The organism is Brevibacterium marinum (assembly GCF_011927955.1).
Taxonomy (GTDB): domain Bacteria; phylum Actinomycetota; class Actinomycetes; order Actinomycetales; family Brevibacteriaceae; genus Brevibacterium; species Brevibacterium marinum.
On the sequence record NZ_JAATJN010000001.1, the window covers coordinates 2,938,288 to 2,956,127 of the forward strand.

Annotated in this window: 16 protein-coding genes; 6 read left to right on the plus strand and 10 right to left on the minus strand. The window is 65.2% G+C overall.

All coding sequences use genetic code 11. The features are described 5' to 3' along the window. Window positions 1–45: 45 nt before the first annotated feature. From BKA07_RS13065 to hrcA, 3 genes are all read right to left on the minus strand, one after another. Window positions 46–828, minus strand: a complete 783-nt coding sequence (locus BKA07_RS13065; RefSeq protein ID WP_167951272.1) for a 16S rRNA (uracil(1498)-N(3))-methyltransferase — start codon at window positions 826–828, stop codon at window positions 46–48. Next, window positions 825–1,943, minus strand: a complete 1,119-nt coding sequence (dnaJ, locus tag BKA07_RS13070; RefSeq protein ID WP_342449061.1) for a molecular chaperone DnaJ — start codon at window positions 1,941–1,943, stop codon at window positions 825–827. The genes BKA07_RS13065 and dnaJ overlap by 4 nt, the downstream gene beginning before the upstream one ends. 99 nt (window positions 1,944–2,042) lie before the next feature. Next, entirely contained in the window at window positions 2,043–3,113 is a 1,071-nt protein-coding gene (hrcA, locus tag BKA07_RS13075) for a heat-inducible transcriptional repressor HrcA (protein ID WP_167951274.1), read from the minus strand. 143 nt (window positions 3,114–3,256) lie between these two features. Between hrcA and BKA07_RS13080 the strand changes: the two genes are divergently transcribed. Next, window positions 3,257–4,120 carry a DUF3097 family protein gene (locus BKA07_RS13080; protein WP_167951275.1) on the plus strand — a complete coding sequence of 288 codons (864 nt, stop codon included), beginning with the start codon at window positions 3,257–3,259 and terminating at the stop codon, window positions 4,118–4,120. Window positions 4,121–4,287: 167 nt separating this feature from the next. Continuing rightward, window positions 4,288–5,007, plus strand: coding sequence for a DUF4870 domain-containing protein (locus BKA07_RS13085; RefSeq protein ID WP_167951276.1), 720 nt, complete (start codon window positions 4,288–4,290; stop codon window positions 5,005–5,007). Window positions 5,008–5,154: 147 nt separating this feature from the next. Here BKA07_RS13085 and hemW read toward each other — a convergent pair whose 3' ends face one another. Together hemW and lepA are read right to left on the minus strand one after the other, a co-directional pair. After that, window positions 5,155–6,387 carry a radical SAM family heme chaperone HemW gene (hemW, locus tag BKA07_RS13090; RefSeq protein ID WP_167951277.1) on the minus strand — a complete coding sequence of 411 codons (1,233 nt, stop codon included), beginning with the start codon at window positions 6,385–6,387 and terminating at the stop codon, window positions 5,155–5,157. Beyond that, window positions 6,388–8,259 carry a translation elongation factor 4 gene (gene lepA / locus BKA07_RS13095; RefSeq protein WP_167951278.1) on the minus strand — a complete coding sequence of 624 codons (1,872 nt, stop codon included), beginning with the start codon at window positions 8,257–8,259 and terminating at the stop codon, window positions 6,388–6,390. 195 nt (window positions 8,260–8,454) lie between these two features. On the opposite strand from lepA, the gene BKA07_RS13100 reads away from it, so the two are divergent. From BKA07_RS13100 to rpsT, 3 genes are all read left to right on the plus strand, one after another. Then, on the plus strand, window positions 8,455–9,222 hold the full coding sequence (locus BKA07_RS13100) for an endonuclease/exonuclease/phosphatase family protein (RefSeq protein WP_167951279.1): 768 nt from the start codon (window positions 8,455–8,457) through the stop codon (window positions 9,220–9,222). 11 nt (window positions 9,223–9,233) lie between these two features. Beyond that, the gene (locus BKA07_RS13105) at window positions 9,234–9,815 is read left to right on the plus strand and encodes a type II toxin-antitoxin system PemK/MazF family toxin (protein WP_167951280.1); all 582 of its coding nucleotides are present in this window, start codon (window positions 9,234–9,236) and stop codon (window positions 9,813–9,815) included. A gap of 217 nt (window positions 9,816–10,032) precedes the next feature. Continuing rightward, a complete protein-coding gene (rpsT, locus tag BKA07_RS13110) occupies window positions 10,033–10,293 on the plus strand; it encodes a 30S ribosomal protein S20 (RefSeq protein WP_167951281.1) in 261 nt (86 codons plus the stop codon). 69 nt (window positions 10,294–10,362) lie between these two features. On the opposite strand, the gene holA is transcribed toward rpsT, so the two are convergent. The 5 genes from holA to BKA07_RS13135 all read right to left on the minus strand — a co-directional run bounded on the left by holA (window position 10,363) and on the right by BKA07_RS13135 (window position 17,000). Next, window positions 10,363–11,346, minus strand: a complete 984-nt coding sequence (gene holA, locus BKA07_RS13115) for a DNA polymerase III subunit delta (RefSeq protein WP_167951282.1) — start codon at window positions 11,344–11,346, stop codon at window positions 10,363–10,365. Window positions 11,347–11,355: 9 nt separating this feature from the next. Then, the gene (locus BKA07_RS13120; RefSeq protein WP_342449062.1) at window positions 11,356–13,740 is read right to left on the minus strand and encodes a ComEC/Rec2 family competence protein; all 2,385 of its coding nucleotides are present in this window, start codon (window positions 13,738–13,740) and stop codon (window positions 11,356–11,358) included. A gap of 40 nt (window positions 13,741–13,780) precedes the next feature. Beyond that, window positions 13,781–14,677: a ComEA family DNA-binding protein gene (locus tag BKA07_RS13125; protein ID WP_167951283.1), complete on the minus strand. Its 897-nt coding sequence runs from the start codon at window positions 14,675–14,677 to the stop codon at window positions 13,781–13,783. Window positions 14,678–14,820: 143 nt separating this feature from the next. Further along, window positions 14,821–15,696 carry a DegV family protein gene (locus BKA07_RS13130; RefSeq protein WP_209043969.1) on the minus strand — a complete coding sequence of 292 codons (876 nt, stop codon included), beginning with the start codon at window positions 15,694–15,696 and terminating at the stop codon, window positions 14,821–14,823. Continuing rightward, the gene (locus tag BKA07_RS13135) at window positions 15,693–17,000 is read right to left on the minus strand and encodes a UDP-glucose dehydrogenase family protein (RefSeq protein ID WP_167951285.1); all 1,308 of its coding nucleotides are present in this window, start codon (window positions 16,998–17,000) and stop codon (window positions 15,693–15,695) included. The genes BKA07_RS13130 and BKA07_RS13135 overlap by 4 nt, the downstream gene beginning before the upstream one ends. A gap of 106 nt (window positions 17,001–17,106) precedes the next feature. Here BKA07_RS13135 and BKA07_RS13140 point away from each other — a divergent pair, with 106 nt between their 5' ends. Continuing rightward, the gene (locus tag BKA07_RS13140) at window positions 17,107–17,796 is read left to right on the plus strand and encodes a hypothetical protein (protein WP_167951286.1); all 690 of its coding nucleotides are present in this window, start codon (window positions 17,107–17,109) and stop codon (window positions 17,794–17,796) included. Window positions 17,797–17,840: the final 44 nt, after the last annotated feature.

The following is a 17,840-nucleotide window of genomic DNA, read 5'->3' on the forward strand; positions in this document are numbered from 1 at the left end:
TCGGACGAGTGCTGCAATTGCGTGCTTCCATCGTAGTCCGCTTCCTCACCAACGGCCCAATGAATTCTGTGTCATGACGAGTCCGGCCGCCCCGGCCGAGGACGAGCGCAGGACCGTGGGGCCCAGGAGCACGGCTTCGGCACCGATGGACTCCAGCGCGTCAAGCTCTGCGTCGCTGACGCCGCCTTCGGGGCCGACGACCAGGACGATGCGGCCGGCGGCCGGCGTCGAAGAGTCCTCGAGCGCCGAATCGTTCGCAGCGGCAGAGGCATCCAGTGCCTGAGACAGCTTCAGATCGGCGGTCTCGTGCAGGACGAAGACGGTGTCGGTCTCGCTCAGCGACGAAGTCAGTCCGGTGCCGCGGACCAAATCGTGGAGCAGGGGGAAGCGGGACCGGCGGGCCTGCAGCGATGCTGACCGCAGCACGTTGTCCCATTTGGCGGCGAGCTTGTCGCGCTTCTTCGCGGGCCAGTCGGCGATCGAGCGTTCGGCGGCCCAAGGAATCACCTCGTCGACCCCGATCTCCGTGGCGGCCTCGATCGCCTGCAGGTCGCGGTCGCCCTTCGCCAGGGCCTGCACCAGCACCAGATGAGGCAGCTCCTCATCCGTCCGCGTCACCGAGGCGACGTCGAGGTCCAGTTCGTCCGCCGAGGCTCTCGACACCGTCCCGCACACACGGGTGCCGGATCCGTCGACGACTTCGAGCACGTCCCCGGGGCCGAGTCTGCGAACTCTCACCGCGTGCCCGGCCACGTCCTCACCGAAGGTCAGCACCTGAGAGACGACCGCATCGGCGGCCCGGGACGAGAAGAAGACGGGGAGGGTCACCGACCGGCGAACTTCTCACGCATGCGGGAGAACATTCCGCGGTTCTGGGTGGTGATCTGAGCGCGAGGGGTCTCCTCATCGCGCAGCTTCGCCAACTGTGACAGCAGGTCCATCTGCTCGTCGTCGAGTTTGTCGGGGGTCATCACGTCGACCGTGATGAGCAGGTCGCCGCGGGTCTCGGAGCGCAGTCTGGTGGCGCCGAGCCCGGGGAGCTTGACGACGGTGCCCGACTGGGTTCCGGGCTCGATCGAGAGCTCCTGGGAACCGTCGAAGGTGTCGAACGGGATCGACGCACCCAGAGCGGCCGCGGTCATCGGCACGGACACGGAGGCTCGCAGGTTGTCGCCGTCGCGCTGGAAGACCTCGTGACGGGCGACCATGACCTCGACGAAGAGATCGCCGGCAGGTCCGCCGCCGGGGCCGACCTCCCCCTGCGCGGAGAGCTGGATGCGGGTCCCGTCGGAGACGCCGGCGGGGATGCGGATCTTCATGGTCCGCTGTTTGCGCACGCGCCCGTCTCCCTGGCAGTTGAGACAGGGGTTGGGGATGACGGTGCCGAAGCCGTGACAGGAGTTGCACGTCTGGTTGGTCACCATCTGGCCCAGGAGCGTCCGGGTCATGCGCTGGACGCTGCCGGCGCCGTGGCACAGGGAGCAGGTCTCGATGGAGGTGCCCTTCTGAGTGCCCTCACCCGAGCATGTGTCGCAGACGACGGCAGTGGTGACATCGAGGTCGATGTTGCCGCCGAAGGCTGCGGTCTCGAGATCGATGTTGACACCGACGAGGGCGTCCTTGCCTCGCTGGGTACGCGGCATCGGGCCACCGGCGGAACCGCCTCCTCCACCGAAGAAGGTCTCGAAGATGTCGCCGAAGCCGCCGAAGCCGCCACCGCCGGCGGGGAAGCCCTGTCCGTTCTCGCCGCCGCCCATATCGTAGTTCCGGCGCTTCTCCGAGTCGGCGAGGACGTCGTAGGCCAGGGAAATGGCTTTGAATTCGTCCTCGTGCCCGGGGTTCACATCGGGGTGATACTTCCGTGCCAGCTTTCGGTACGACGATTTGATTTCAGCCGCCGAAGCGTCCTTGGACACTCCGAGTGTTTCATAGTGATCGGCCACAGAAACTTCTCTCTCCCTGGTGGTGTGCATTGTTCACGTTGTCGTGCTGGTGCGTGTCGGGCAGTCTGCCGTGTCTGCTCATTGCTGTCATTTCGGCCTCTACCCCTGGTCGAGGACGGAGGAGACGTACTTCGCCACGGCCCGCACAGCTGAGATCGTCGTCGGATAGTCCATCCGGGTCGGCCCGAGCACGGCCAATCGCGCGGAGGATCCCGCCTCATGACCATATTCGGCGGCCACGAGAGATGTCGAGCTGAATGACTCGTGAGTATTCTCACGACCGATCCGCACGCTGATCTCCTCCTGATCCTCCGCCATCGACGTCAAGAGCTTGAGCAGAACCACCTGCTCTTCGAACGCTTCGAGGATCGGTGCCATCTTCTCACCGAACTCCCGGCCGGAGCGAGCCAGGTTGGCCGTGCCCGCCATGATGATGCGCTCCTCGCGGGTGGCGATGACGAGATCTGTTACGGCCGAACGGATCTGCGTCAGCACCGCGGCCGCGTCGGCTCCGACGGGGCCGGCTCCTGCCGCGGCCTCGGGCTGAGCTCCGTCCGCGACATCCCCCGCGCTGGTCGGGGTGATCGTGGCCATGACTCGCGACAGCTTCGAACCGGCGAATTCCGTGTTGATCTCATCGCGGATCGCCCGCATCAGCTCGTCGTCGGTGGGACCGGTCGTGGTCACGATCTTCTGTTCGACCTGGCCGGCGTCGGTGATGAGGACGACAAGGATCCGGCTGGGTCCCAGGCCGACGATCTCGACGTGCTTGATCGTGGCTTGAGACACGGTCGGATACTGGATCAGAGCGACCTGATGAGTCAGACCCGAGAGCACTCGCACGGTGCGGTCGAGCATGTCGTCGAGGTCGCCGTTGCCGTCGACGAGCTGGAAGATCGCACGGCGTTCGGCGTGCGTGAGCGGCTTGAAGTCGTCGATGCGATCGACGAACATACGGTACCCGAGATCGGTGGGAATGCGACCGGCCGAGGTGTGCGGCTGCGCGATGTAGCCCTCCTGCTCCAGGTGGGCCATGTCATTGCGGATCGTGGCCGGAGAGACGCCGAGGGTATGGCGCTGGACGATGGCCTTCGATCCGACAGGCTCGTTGGTGGCGACGAAGTCTTCGACGATCGCACGCAGAACCTGCGCTCGCCTGCTGTCGCTCATTCGTCCCCTCCTTCACGTTCGGCACCTGCATTTGGCACTCGTATCCTTTGAGTGCCAATTCTACGCCTCTTGCAGTCTGATTTCACTTTCGGCCCCTCTCCAGCGGGTCTGCGCCCGAGACCGCGCATCCTTGATTAGGGTGGTTGTCCGTGAATACCTTTGATCGCTACGGGGCCGATGTGCTGTCAGGGTCCTCCCCGTCCTCGCACCGCCCCAAGAAGTCCACGCCCGTCGAGCTGGGGCTGGGAATGGTCCTCGAGGACGCCATGAGCGGTTACGTCGGAGCCGTCGTCGGTGCCGAGAAGACCACTGCGGGGATCGTCGTCAACCTCGAGGACCGTGTGGGAAAGGTCCGTGCGTTCCCCCTCGGCCCCGGCTTCCTCCTCGAGGGGAAGCCGGTCGATCTCAGGCTGCCGGCGAAGAAGAAGTCCGCTCCCGGTCGTACCGCTTCTGGCTCACGCGCGGTCGCGGGGGCGCGGGCACGGGTGGCCCGCGGGTCTCGCATCTGGGTCGAGGGCAAACATGATGCGGAGCTGGTCGAGAAGATCTGGGGCGACGATCTGCGGATCGAAGGCGTCGTCGTCGAGCCCCTGGGAGGTCTGGATGACGTCGCTGACAAGCTCGCCGCGTTCGGTCCGGACAAGGACCACCGTGTGGGGGTGCTCGCCGACCACCTCGTATCGGGGACCAAGGAGTCCAAGATCGCAGAGGCGGTGCGCGCCGATCCTCGCTACCGCGACGTCGTCCACATCATCGGTCACCCCTATGTCGACATCTGGCAGGCGGTCAAACCCCATGTCGTCGGCATCAGACAGTGGCCGAACGTCCCCCGCGGAGAGGACTGGAAGACCGGCATCTTGGCTCGCATCGGCTGGCCGCACGCCGATCACAGGGACGTCGCACGAGGCTGGGTGCGCATACTGGGCAAGGTCAGCACCATCGCCGACGTCGAACCCACGCTCTCGGGTCGAGTCGAAGAGCTCATCGACTTCGTCACCGTCGGCTGAACCGGACCCGGCCGAATCGGACCCGGCCGAATCGGGCCGCCGACTCGGAGATCCACAGTGCGGGTCAGAGGATGTGATCGATCTGGTACAGCCTTGGGGGATTTCCCCAGTTCGGCGCACCGGCATTTCCGATAGTGTGAATGGCCAGAAGCTCTGAAAGGATCCGCATGTCTGACAACCCCCAGCAGCCGGCCTACGGCTCCAACCAGTCTCGGCCGATGCCGCCGAACTACTCCCAGGCCTCCGGGCCCCAGCAGCCGTACAGCCAGCAGCCGTACAGCCAGCAGAACTACGGATCGCAGCAGTACGGCCAGCAGCCGGGCTATGGTTCGCAGCAGTATGGGCAGCAGGGGTATGGTTCACAGCAGCCTCCGGGCAACGTCTATCAGCCGGGCTACGGATCCCAGCAGCAGTACGCGGGCCCCCATTCCTATGGCTACGGAGCTCCGCAGGGGTGGAATCCGGCGATGTTCCATTCTCAGGCCCTGCCGGACAGTGCCTTCGGGCCGGGTTCCGGACAGTTCTGGCAGGCCAGCGAGTCCGAGAGGACGACGGCGCTGTGGACGCACATCGGAACCATCTTCGTGTGGTTCCTGCCGATCATCATGTTCCTCGTGAAGAAGGACGAGTCGCCCTTCGTCCGAGAGCACAGCCGACAGGGCCTCAATGCGATGATCACGAACTGCATCGCCACCTTCGCGGCCGTCATCGTGTTCATGGTGATCGGCATCGTCCTGGCCGTTGTCACCTTCGGCCTCGGCTTCTTCGTCTACTTCCTCGCGTTCTGCGTACCGCTGGTCTACACGGTGCTCTACATCATCGCCGCTGTCGCAGCGAACAAGGGTGAGGGCTACACCTTCCCCCTCGTGTTCGACTTCGTGAAGTGATCGAACTTCGCAGATAATCAGGTCGAACGCCACCACGGAGAAGCCGCTGTCATCGCATTCGATGACAGCGGCTTCTCTGCGTTCGGCTCAGTGCACTCTATCTCGGTTCAGCGCACTCAATCTCGGCCCAGTGCACGGAGTCTCGGCTCAGGCCACGTAGTCGGTGAGGATGCGGACCATGTAGTCGGCCAGCAGGCGACCCTGCAGAGTGGGCTCGAACCGACCTTCGTCGACGGCGTCCCCGTCGAGGAGCCCCTGCTTGACGAACCCTCTGATCGCCGATTCGCTGCCCGGGGCCAGCGAATCGAGCGGCAGCTCCGAATCGATCCGCGCCGCAAGCATGATCCTCTCGATCTCCTGGGTCGTCTCGTCCAGCACCTCGCGTCCGATGGTCGGGGAATCACCGGCGAGCAGGCGCTCCGACCAGGCGCGGGGGTGCTTGGCGTTCCAGAACCTCACTCCCCCGATGTGGGAGTGGGCACCGGGGCCGAAGCCCCACCAGTCGGCGTCCAGCCAGTAGGCCATGTTGTGATCGCAGCGGGTTTCGACCGAGGTCGACCAGTTACTCACCTCGTACCAGTGCAGACCGGCCGCTTCCATGGCGGTATCGGCGATCTCGTATTTGTCGGCGAGGTCGTCTTCGTCGGGCATCGGCAGCTCACCGCGGCGGACCATGGCACCCATCTTCGTCCCGGGCTCGATGATGAGCGAGTATGCCGAAATGTGGTCGACGTCGTTGCTCAGCGCCACCTCGAGTGACCGACGCCAATCGTCGATGGATTCCCCCGGAGTGCCGTAGATGAGGTCGAGGCTGAGTTCGAGACCGGCCTCCTTGATCCACTTGGCAACATCGGGGATCTTCTCCGGATCGTGTGTGCGGTCCAGGGTCGCGAGCACGTGGGGCACGGCCGACTGCATGCCCAGAGAGATTCGGGTGAACCCGGCGGCTGCCAAGGTCGCGATGTAGGTGGGATCGAGGGTGTCCGGGTTCGCCTCAGTCGTGACTTCGACGTCGGGGGCGAGCCGGTAGCGGTCCCGGATGTCGTCCATCACCCCGGCCAGCACCTCGGCGGACAGCAAGGTGGGTGTGCCCCCGCCGAAGAAGATCGTCGAGACCTCACGTTTGCCCGCCCCTACCTCGGCGAGGACGCGAATCGAGAGGTCGAGCTCTCTGGCCAGATTGCTGCGGTAGTCATCACGGGAGGCACCTGGACCCAGGTCCTCTGCCGTGTAGGTGTTGAAGTCGCAGTAGCCGCATCGAACCCGGCAGTACGGGACGTGGATGTAGAGGCTCAGCCCGCGAGAGGCCGCCCCGCTGCCGGCCGAGGTCGGCAGCGAACCGTCGAGCGGTGGAGTCTCACCAGTCGGTTGTGCCGGCACTTACTTCTTGGGCTCCTTCTTGGTGTCAGGCTCCTCGGACGAGAGTGCGGTGATGAACGCCTCCTGCGGAATTTCGACATTGCCGACCGTCTTCATCCGCTTCTTGCCTTCCTTCTGCTTCTCGAGCAGTTTCCTCTTGCGGCTAATGTCGCCGCCGTAGCACTTGCTCAGCACGTCCTTGCGGATGGCGCGGATGGTCTCCCGAGCGATGATGCGCGAGCCGATGGCGGCCTGGATCGGCACCTCGAACTGCTGGCGCGGAATCAGCTTGCGCAGCTTGCCGGCCATGAGCACACCGTAGGAGTAGGCGTTGTCGCGGTGGACGATCGCGGAGAAGGCGTCGACCTGGTCGCCGTGGAGCAGGATGTCGACCTTGACCAGGTCCGCTGCGTCCTCGCCGTCCTCCGAGTAGTCGAGGGTCGCGTACCCTTTGGTCTTCGACTTCAGCTGATCGAAGAAGTCGAAGACGATTTCGGCCAGGGGCAGACGGTAGCGGATCTCGACCCGGTCCGAGGACAGATAGTCCATGCCCTCGAGGTTGCCGCGACGAGCCTGGCACAGTTCCATCACGGCACCGATGTAGTCGCTCGGGGTGAGGATCGTGGCGCGGACCATGGGCTCTCTGACCTCTTTGATCTTCCCGGTCGGATACTCGCTGGGGTTCGTGACCTCCAACTCCGATCCGTCCTCCATGGTGACGTCGTAGATCACGCTGGGCGCGGTGGAAATGAGATCGAGGTCGTATTCGCGCTCGAGACGATCCCGCAGGACCTCGAGGTGGAGGAGCCCGAGGAACCCGCAGCGGAAGCCGAAGCCCAACGCGGTCGAGGTCTCCGGCTCATAGGCCAAGGACGCGTCGTTGAGCTTGATCTTGTCGAGCGCGTCACGCAGTACGGGGTAGTCGGATCCGTCGATCGGGAACAGGCCGGAGTACACCATGGGTTTGGGCTCTTGGTAGCCTTCGAGCGGCTTTTCGGCCGGAGCGGAGGCCAAGGTGACGGTATCGCCGACCTTGGACAGGCGGACGTCCTTGACGCCGGTGATGAGGTATCCGACCTCGCCGACGCCGAGCCCCTTCGTGGCGCGCGGTTCCGGGGAGGAGACTCCGATCTCGAGGAGCTCGTGCGAGCTTCCCGTCGACATCATCGTCAGCTTCTCACGGGGATGCAGCGCACCGTCGACGAGGCGAACATAAGTCACGACTCCCCTGTACGTGTCGTACACGGAGTCGAAGATCATGGCTCGAGGCGGGGCCTCGGCATCGCCGAGCGGTGGGGGAATGTCCGAGACGATGCGGTCGAGGACCTCTTCGACTCCTTCGCCGGTCTTGCCCGACACGAGCAGGCAGTCCTCGGGCTCGCAGCCGATGAGGTTGGCGAGCTCCTCCGCATACTTGTCGGGCTGCGCGGCCGGCAGGTCGATCTTGTTGAGAACGGGGATGATCGCCAGATCGTTCTCCATGGCCAGATAGAGGTTGGCCAGAGTCTGGGCTTCGATGCCCTGTGCGGCGTCGACGAGGAGCAGCGCACCTTCGCAGGCTGCCAGCGATCGGGAGACTTCGTAGCTGAAGTCGACGTGACCGGGGGTGTCGATCATGTTGAGCGCGTAGGGGGCGGCTTCGTTCTCCCACGACATGCGCACGGCCTGGGACTTGATCGTGATTCCGCGTTCGCGTTCGATGTCCATCCGGTCGAGGTACTGAGCTCGCATATCGCGTGGCTGGACGGCCCCGGTGACCTGGAGCATCCTGTCGGCCAGGGTCGACTTGCCGTGATCGATATGTGCGATGATGCAGAAATTTCGGATCAACTCGGGTGATGTTGCGGACGGAGAAATCCGTTCGAGTGCTTGCGGCTTCACCTGAGGTGACATGAACGCCCTTCCTTCGACAGACCAGAATCTCCATTGTTCCATGGGTTGCGCACCTTATTGGAATCCTCGATGAGCACGTGGACGCGTCCGCCGCTCTCCCGGTACATCTTTGTCCACCGCCGTGTCACTGTCCCCTGTGCCTGAGAATCCGGTCACCGGTGGCCCATCTCCTCTGTGATCGGTCACGATGGGGCTATGAGGGAATTCTCGATCATGAGCTTCAATCTCAGGTATCCGGCGATGGACGGGCATCCCGTGGCCACACGTCTGCCCATCGCCGGCGAGCTCATCACCGAAGCTCATCCCCATATCATCGGCACCCAGGAGGGAGAGCTCGACCAGCTGGAGGCACTCATCGGGCTGCTTCCCGAGGAATACGTCTGGCTGGGCGAGGGACATGCCGGCGGCAATGCGGGGGAATTCACCGCGGTGTTCTATGACTCGTCCCGCTTCGACGTCGACGCGGTCGACATCAGTTGGCTCTCGGAGCGGCCGGAGACGGTGGCCTCGGAGTCGTGGGGAGTCTCCCATGCCCGAACGCTGACGGTCGTCGATTTCCGCGACCTGGACACCGGGTCCGGGCTGCGGCTGCTCAACACCCACCTCGATCACAGATCCGAACGTGCTCGCCTCCAGTCGGCCAAGATCATGGCCGACCACCTCGCCGAGGCGCACGGCCCGGCGGTGGTCACCGGCGACTTCAATGTCGCCACGGGTTCACCCGTCTACGACTATTTCTGCACCGAGCTCGGCCTCACCGACACCGCCGCTGCCGTCCCGGGCGAGGACATCGGCACGTTCCACCGGTACAGGGGTCCGCAGGCAGGAGACCCGCGGATCGACTGGATCCTGACGACGCCGAGGCTGCGCACCGTATCCACACGGATCAACACGTTCTGCGTCCGAGGCGAGTATCCCTCCGATCACTTCCCGGTGGAGGCTGTTCTGCGCCGCGTCGATTAGGATTGGCGGACATGAGTTGGAAATCATTGGTCACCCGTGTCGTCAAGGTCGGCCTCACCCAAGGGGTCAAATACTTCCGGGAATCGCAGGCGAAGAACAGATCGGGGTCCCGGGGTCAGGTGCCTCGTCCGAGCGCCCCTCCGCAAGGCGACGCGCGGGAGTCGGGGACCACCTCGGCGCAGAGAGGGAACTATCCGGGTGACTACCGCGGTCAGGTCAAAGTCTCCTATGCGCCCGACCTCGACGGCGACGCCGACCCGGGCGAGGTCGTCTGGGGCTGGATCCCCTACGAGGAAGACCATTCGCGGGGCAAGGATCGGCCCTCACTCGTCGTCGGCAAGGACGGCCGTTGGGTGCTCGCACTCATGCTCACCAGCCAGGATCATATTCCGGGCGGGGTCGGCGAGGTGCGTGAGGATCGTCATGCCCGGTGGATGAATATCGGCAGCGGGGACTGGGACTCCCAAGGCAGACCCTCCGAGATCCGCCTCGATCGTGTGATCCGACTCGATCCGCAGTCCATCCGTCGCGAGGGGGCGGTCCTGCCCCGGGAGATCTTCGACCAGGTCGCGAGGAACGTCGACGCGAGCTGAGAGCTGAGCACCGGTCCTGCCCGGTCCGAGGATTTCTGCCTGGGCCCCGGAACCTGTATCGTTGACTCCTGTATCTTCATCGAGGCGTGTGTCTCGCCGAGGTCGGGTGAAGATGCCATCGGATTCGATGTCATCGATGTGTTTCCCCGCGGAGATGATTATGTCGATCAGATGTGCCCTCACGACCATGTTCCACTAACACGGAAGAGTGTTGAAATTGGCTAATATCAAGTCACAGATCAAGCGGATCGAAACCAACGAGAAGGCTCGCCGGCGCAACAAGGCTGTGCGGTCCGAAGTTCGGTCACACATCCGCGTCGTCCGCGAGAACATTGCTGCCGGCAACAAGGACGAGGCACAGCAGGCCTATGCTGTTGCCGCCCGTAAGCTCGACAAGGCTGTGTCGAAGGGTGTTCTGCACAAGAACAACGCTGCGAACCGCAAGTCGAGGATGTCCACGCAGATCAACGCTCTCTGAGACGATCACTGAGGCTGTAGCTTCGAGGGGCCCGATCCGTTTGGATCGGGCCCCTCGTGCATTCACCGCTCACCGCTGACGAGCCAGACGGCAGACTTCCGAGACGAACCATTCGACGGCATAGACCGGGTCGCGTCCCCCGCCTTTGACCGCCTCATCGGCTTCGGCCGCAGCGATCAGCGACTGACCCAGCGCGACTTCGTTCCAACGTCGGACCTCGCGCCTGGCACGATCGACCTGCCACGGAGCCATCTTCAGCTCCGCCGCGAGCTCACCGCTGCCCCCCGAGAAGCCCTGGACCTTAGCCATCGACCGCAGCTTCATCGCGACCGCCGCAACCAGCGGCACCGGATCGGAACCGGTCGAGAGCGCATGACGAAGCAGGCTCAGGGCGTTCTTCACGTCTCCCCCGACTGCGGCGTCTGCGACCTTGAAGCCCGTGGCCTCGACCCGGCCGCCGTAGTACTGGTCGACGATCTGAGCGGTGATGGTTCCCTGCGTGTCTTCGATGAGCTGTTCGACACCGGCGTTGAGTTCGGACAGGTCCGAACCCAGAGCGGACATGAGTGCCGCCATCCCGGATTCGTCGATCTGCCTCTTCGCTGCTTTGAACCGTCCCTGGGCGAATTTCGCCCGGTCGCTCTCATTCTTCAGCGCCGCCGCATCGACGCGGGGGAATCCGGCGGTTTCAATCTTCTTGACCAGTTTCGCCCCGCGGTTGCCCCCGCCGTGCAGGAGCAGGACGACGGCATCGTCATTGGGCTCGTCGAGGTAGGCGAGCGCATCGGAGAGGAAGGCCTCCGAGCATTTCTCCACACTGTCGACGACGATGAGCTTCGAGGTCGAGAACAGGGACGGTGACGCGGCCATGGGCAGTTCTCCGCCCTGGTATCCGGCGGCGTCGAATTCGATCTCCTCGGGATCGTCCTTCCGTGCGGCGCTGATGATCCGATCCTTGGCCATGCGGATGAGCACCGGCTCGTTCCCGGAGATCATCACGACGGGCGCGGGCTTCGCGGAGCTCCACGGGATCAGGGTCTTCTTCACTGCCATGGACCCAGCCTATCGTCTGGTGCTGACGCGATGCGCGGCCGCTCTCGACCGGTTCGCGCACACCCCACCGCTGACTCCTGCCGCCTTCGCAGCCGCGTCCCCTCCGTCCTGTGACAATGCCGTTTCCTCGGCATTCTCGCAGCCGTGTGCCGTGCTGTATCGGGCGTCTGCGTAGACGGCGATGGAGCCGCAGAGATCGGTGCGCAGCACGGGGACGGGGCCGAAGGCCTGCAGCGCCCGCGTTGTGGGGTGGCCGTAGCTGTTCTCACCTACGGAGACCACTCCGAGGCGAGCGCCGGCCGCGGTGAAGAAGTCCTCGGACAGGTCGGACGATCCGTGATGCGGTGCGATGAGCACGTCGACGGGTTCGAGGCTCTGTGCGACGATGTACTGTTCGTCCTCGCCGATGTCGCCGGGGATCAGGTAGCTCAGCCCGTTCTGCTCCACCCGGAGGACCAATGAGTCCTCGTTGCGGACCTCGGTCCCGTCATCGGCGTCCTCCGGCGACGTCCCCTTCGGTGCCGTCCCTTCCGATGGCATCCCCTCCGGTGCCGTTACCGAACGGGACGATCGGCCCGGCTGCGCCGGTGGCCACAGCACCTGGATTCTGGCCCGACCGATGGTGAGCGTGCCACCGCGTCGGGTGGTGAGCACCTCGGCGCCGGTGTCGGCTGCGATCGCACGGGTCTCCGGTCGGTCGGCGGCATTGGCCGACACCCACAGCCGGTGCAGGGTCCGTGACCAGGTGGTGCCGGCATATCCGGCGCTGTGGTCGGCGTCGAAGTGGGAGATGAACAGATCGAAGTCTTCGATCCCGCCCTCGTCGAGGCAGACGTCGATGGGTTTGGGGTCCTCGCCGGTGTCGATGACGAGCCCCCTGCCTGCGCCGAGGTTGATCAGGGCAGCAGAGCCCTGTCCCACGTCGCAGATCATCACCACCCAGTCCTCAGCCGGTGGCTTCGACCGTCCCAGCACGATGATCATCGCAGTCAGACAGATGCAGAGGACGACAGCGGGAATGCCCCACTCACGCCTGTATGCCAGCAGCCACAGGCCGACGCCCAGCAGCATGAGCAGGGCGAGCGCCGCCAGCGTCCCCCAGGGCGGGTCGGGCCAGTCGAGTGCGGCACCGGGCAGACCGGCACAGACCCTGGCCACGCCGACGATCCACCATGCGCACAGCGAGCCGAGCCACGCCGGAAGCTGTGCGCACCACAGCAGGCCGGGCACACCGATGAGTCCCAGTCCCCCGCAGACCAGCGAAAGGAATCCGAGGACCGTGGCCGGCAGGACCGCGGGTGCTGCCAGGGCGTTCGCCGCCACCGACCACAGACCGATACGCGGGTCGATCGCCACGAGCACGGGTGTGCACGCCAATTGGGCGACCAGTGGCACGAGGACCGCGCTGATGAGGACCGACGGGACCATGGACAGGTGAAGACTCAGTCGCCGGTGGATGAGGGGAACGAGGAACATGATCGCGGCCGTCGACACCACGGACAGCACGAAGCCCACCGAGGCAGCCAGCACCGGGACCAGGCTGAGCAGGACGCACACGGTCGACGACATCACCGCCACCGGTGAGATCCCGCCTCCGCGCAGGAAGACGAGAGCCACGGCGATCGACATGCCCGCTGCGCGGATGGCACTGGGTTCGAATCCGACGATGAACACATACCCGACACAGGTGAGCACCCCGACGCCGACACGGACACGCGGACCGGCCCGGCATGCTCCGGCGAGCAGACCGGCGCCGAGGCTGACGATCGTGACGTTGCTGCCTGAGACGGCGGATATGTGGGTCAGGGAAACGACGCGCATGTCGTCCTCCATCCGCGCATCCTGGGGTTCGGTGTCGCCGACGACGAGTCCCGGCAGCAGCTGTCCCCCGCTGTGGCCCGCAGCGAGGGAGTCGTGTCGCAGCTGCATGCGCAGCTCGGCGCGCCACTGCCACACCGTGTTGGGTCGGCGGTGGATCTCGGGGTCGTCCTGGCTGAGGCGGATGCCGTCGAGGGATTCGGTGTGCATTCTCACGTGCGAGCCGTCGGGTGGGGCGGAGGGGCTGAGCACCTCGGAGAACCCGGTTGGCGACAGCACGGTCAGTCGTGTCCATCCTGAGGCGCTCGGTTGGCTGTGTCCGACGACGATGCCGTCCACATCGCTGTTTCCCACGGGTCCCTGTGCTGCGTTGTGCATGGTGATCTGAACGGTGAGCAGGCAGGAGAAGAGGATGAGGAGCACGCCGAGGTGGTGATGCCTGCGCAGGCAGAGGAACCCGAGGCCGATGATGATCGGGATGGCGCAGAGTGCCACCGGTCCGGGAGCCAACAGCGCGGTGGCCCACAGTCCCACTGCGCACGCGAGTAGGCGGACGGACCCGGGCCAGAGGGTCACGGCGGCTCCCAGTCGGTTCCGTATGGTCGCCCTGCGGGATCTATCCGACCGAGACACGGTCTTTGAGACTCTCGAAGGTCTTGGGGCCGATCCCCGTAACCAGCAGCAGATCGTCGACGCTGCCGAACGGCTGCTGTTCACGCTGGTCGATGATCGCCTTCGCAGTCACCGGTCCGACGCCCGGAAGGGTCTCCAGGGTGGCCAGGTCGGCCGTATTGAGATCGACCGTGCCGGCCGCGTTCGGATCCGCGCCCGCATTCCCGGATCCACCAGCGCCATCGGAGCCACCGGTGCCGTCGGCCGAGTCCGAGCCGGGACCGGCACCGCCTGGGCCGGGCCGGCCGGCTTCGGGTTCCTCTCCACGAGCGGGGATGTGGATCTGCTCACCGTCCTGGAGGACCCGGGCGAGGTTGATCGCCTCCGCATCCGCCTCTTCCTGCAGCCCGCCCGCGGCCTTCACCGCGTCCTGGACCCGTGCCCCCGCCGCCAGTGTCACGACCGACGGGGTGTTGACCTGCCCGGTCACGTGCACGACGACGTCTGTGGACCCTGCTGTGCCCTCGACCGAGCTGTCGGCTGTGCCCTCGTCCGAGCCGTCCCCGCCATTCATGGCGGCTTCATCACCGGTCTCGGAGCCATGACCGGAGCCTGCGGCGCTGTCTTCGGCGCCGTTTGGCCCGCGGTCGTCGGCGGAGCCCACCGGTTCCTCGGAGGCAGCATGCTGCTGGGCGGGCCGGAAGATGAGGAAGGCGACGACGAGCACCGCCGCGGTCGCCACTGCCACAGCCACGAGGATCGGCACACGGATCCGGCGCGGCTCGACCGGTTCGTCCTTCCCATCCGTGTCGCTTCCGAAGACGTCTCCCGGCACCCATCCGCCGCGTTCGGCACTGGAGTTGATGAGACCCGCGAAGCGATCATCGGGAGAGACAGCCATGTCGACAAGCTAGGGCCCGGCACCGCGCTCGCGCCAGGCCGGAATCGCCCCCTGTGGATACCGTGTCGGCGTCCACAGCTCTGACGCACATGAGTCGAATCGCCGTCCCCGGTCTCAGGAGCATGAGTGGGCGGGGAGCAACGTCAGGGTCTGGTCTGGACCGTGATTCCGATGGTGCCCGAGCCGACGTGGGCGGTGATGATGGCCGAGAGGGTGCGGAATGTCGTCTCGAGGCCGATCCCTTCGAGCTTGTCCCGCAGCGTGATCACGTCCGGGTGGTTCGGCTGACCGTCCGCGTGTTGGATCTCCACATATGCCTGCTGCTCGTCGGAGGCGATGTCGGCCGCGGCCTCACCGGCCAGGGCGACCATGCGGTCGAGCGCCTTCGCCCGGGTGCGGACTCGGGCGAGAGGAGCCACGGCACCAGCGCTGAGACCCAGCACGGGCACGATCTGCAGCGCACGCCCCATGATTGAGGACGCGGCGCCGATGCGACCGCCTCGGCGGAGGTGTTCGAGCGTTTCGGGAGCGAATGCGGTGCGGGTCTCCGCTGCGCACCAGTCGGCGACCGTGCCCGCGACCGACCCCACGTCATGGCCCTGCCCGATGCCTGCGCCTGCGATCGCCAGTGCACCGGCCAATCCCGCCGAGGTAGTCCGGGAGTCGACGACGTTGACCAGCGATTCCTCGTTGCGGGCGGCGGCCACGGCCGAGTCCCGTGTCCCGGACAGCTCTCCCGACATGGTCACGGTGATGATGGCCTCGGCGCCGTGGTCGAAGAGCGTCGAGTAGGCGTTGCTGAACTGGGCAGGTGTCGCCATCGAGGTCGAGACCTCGGCACCGTCGTTCATCTTCTGACGCAGGTGGGCGGGTTCGAGCTCCCCATCGGCGAAGGCGACTCCTGAGACGAGGACCGCCAGCGGCACCACCGCGAAGAGATCCCCGGTCACCTCACGCAGCGCCGATTCCTCGTCTGCGGACAGCTGTGCCGTCGAGTCGGTGACCAGGCCGACCCTCATGGGCGACCCAGAGCCCGATATGTCCATCCGGCCGAGCGCCACACCTCGGGGGTCAGCACATTCCTGCCATCGATGAGCACCTTGCCCGTCACCAGCGACGCCGTAGCCACCGGATCCAAATCCCGATACTCCTGCCATTCGGTCAGCAGCAGCACAGCATCGGCACCGGCCAGAGCCTGCGACGCATCGGCGACGTAGTTCAACTCGGGAAACGCCTTCGCCGCATTGTCGATCGCCTGCGGGTCCGTCACCGTCACCACACCGCCTTGGGTCGCGATCAGACGCGCCACCGCCAGCGCCGGCGAGTCCCGGACATCATCGCTGTCGGGTTTGAACGCGGCACCGAGCACAGTGATCTTCTTCCCGATGAACGACCCGTCCAGAGTGTCACGGGCGATGTCGACCATTCGCACACGCCGACGCATGTTGATCGAATCGATCTCCTTGAGGAATGCCACCGCCTGATCGGCACCCAGCTCACCGGCGCGGGCCATGAACGCACGAATGTCCTTGGGCAGACATCCGCCGCCGAATCCCAGACCGGCGTTGAGGAACTTCCGGCCGATGCGGTCATCGATCCCGATCGCATCGGCCAGCTGGGTCACGTCCGCTCCGGATGCCTCACACAGCTCAGCCATCGCGTTGATGAACGAGATCTTCGTGGCCAGGAAGGAGTTCGCCGCCGTCTTGACCAATTCGGCCGTCGCGAAGTCCGTGATCATCCGCGGGGTCGCCTCATCCAGCATCGTCGCATACACCTCGTCGAGCGCGGCTGTGGCGCTCTCTCCGGCCCCACCCTCGGCGACGCCGTAGACCAGGCGATTCGGATGCAGTGTGTCCTCGACGGCATGGCCCTCGCGCAGGAACTCCGGATTCCACATCAGCGAGGCTCCCGAGGGCCGCACCAGATCGGCCAAACGCTCGGCGGTCCCGACGGGAACGGTGGATTTGCCCACAATCACCGACGTCGAAGTCAGATGAGGCACGAGCGAATCCACGGCGGCATCGACATAAGTGACATCGGCGGCGAACTCGCCCGGCTTCTGCGGAGTCCCGACACACACGAAATGGACGCGTGAGTCCGCGACACGCGAGACATCGGTGGTGAATTCGAGGCTCCCGAGGTCCTGACCCTTCACCAGCAATTCACTCAGGCCGGGTTCGAAGAAGGGCGGGCGCCCCGACATCAGGGCCGCAACCTTGTCCGCATCGACATCGACGCCGACGACCTCGTGGCCCAGCGATGCCATGGCCGCCGCATGCACTGCGCCCAGATAGCCGCACCCGATGACTGAAATCTTCAATCCGTGTTCTCCCTGCTTCGTCCATGCATTTCAGGCACACTATATGCCACCCAGATGCACGATATCTGCAGGTTGAAACAGTACCCTTGGAAATGTGAAGCGTTTCTTGGATTTCTTGACCAACTCACCGGCAGCGGTGACATTCGCGGTGCTCAGCGTGCTGGGCATCGTACTTTTCCTCGTGCCCGGGCTGCACGCGTTCGCCTGGATCATCGGACTGATCCTGAGCTTGGGAGTCATCGCGGCTCTGCTCATGTTCCATGGCGAATGGCGGCGGGCGCAGATCCAGATCGACTCTCTGCGCCAGCTTCTGAGCACCGAGCGCGGGAGACTCGACACCATGGGGCTCACGCCCGTCGACGAAGAGGAGGAGGTCACACAGCTGCCCGACGAGGAGCGGGCGCAGCGGATCCTGAGTCTGCTGCCCGACTCCAGCGGTCTCGTTCAGTCCCTCCGCCTGGATGCGACGTTCGGGACCCTCGACGTCGACGAGCTCGACCCCCTGCACACCTTCCGGGATGAGTTCGCGAAGTCCAGCTTCGACAATCCGCGCTCGCATACCGCCTTCATGAATCTCTATCGATCGGCCGAGGCCCTGTCCATCTGGGTCAACGAGGAGACACGTCCGCTCGCCGCCGACACGACGAAGCGAGAGATCAGTCCCGGCGACTCCCGCAAGGGCGGGTGGCGAGAGTACACCGAGGCGCGAGGGCGCGGTGAGAACCTCGGCGACCGGTTCGTCTCGGCACGCTGGGACTTCAAACAGGCGGCCCTCGAGCTCGGACTCGTCGCCTGAGACGCCAACTCTGGAGCCCGGACAGCTCCGGAGACCGGAGCCCT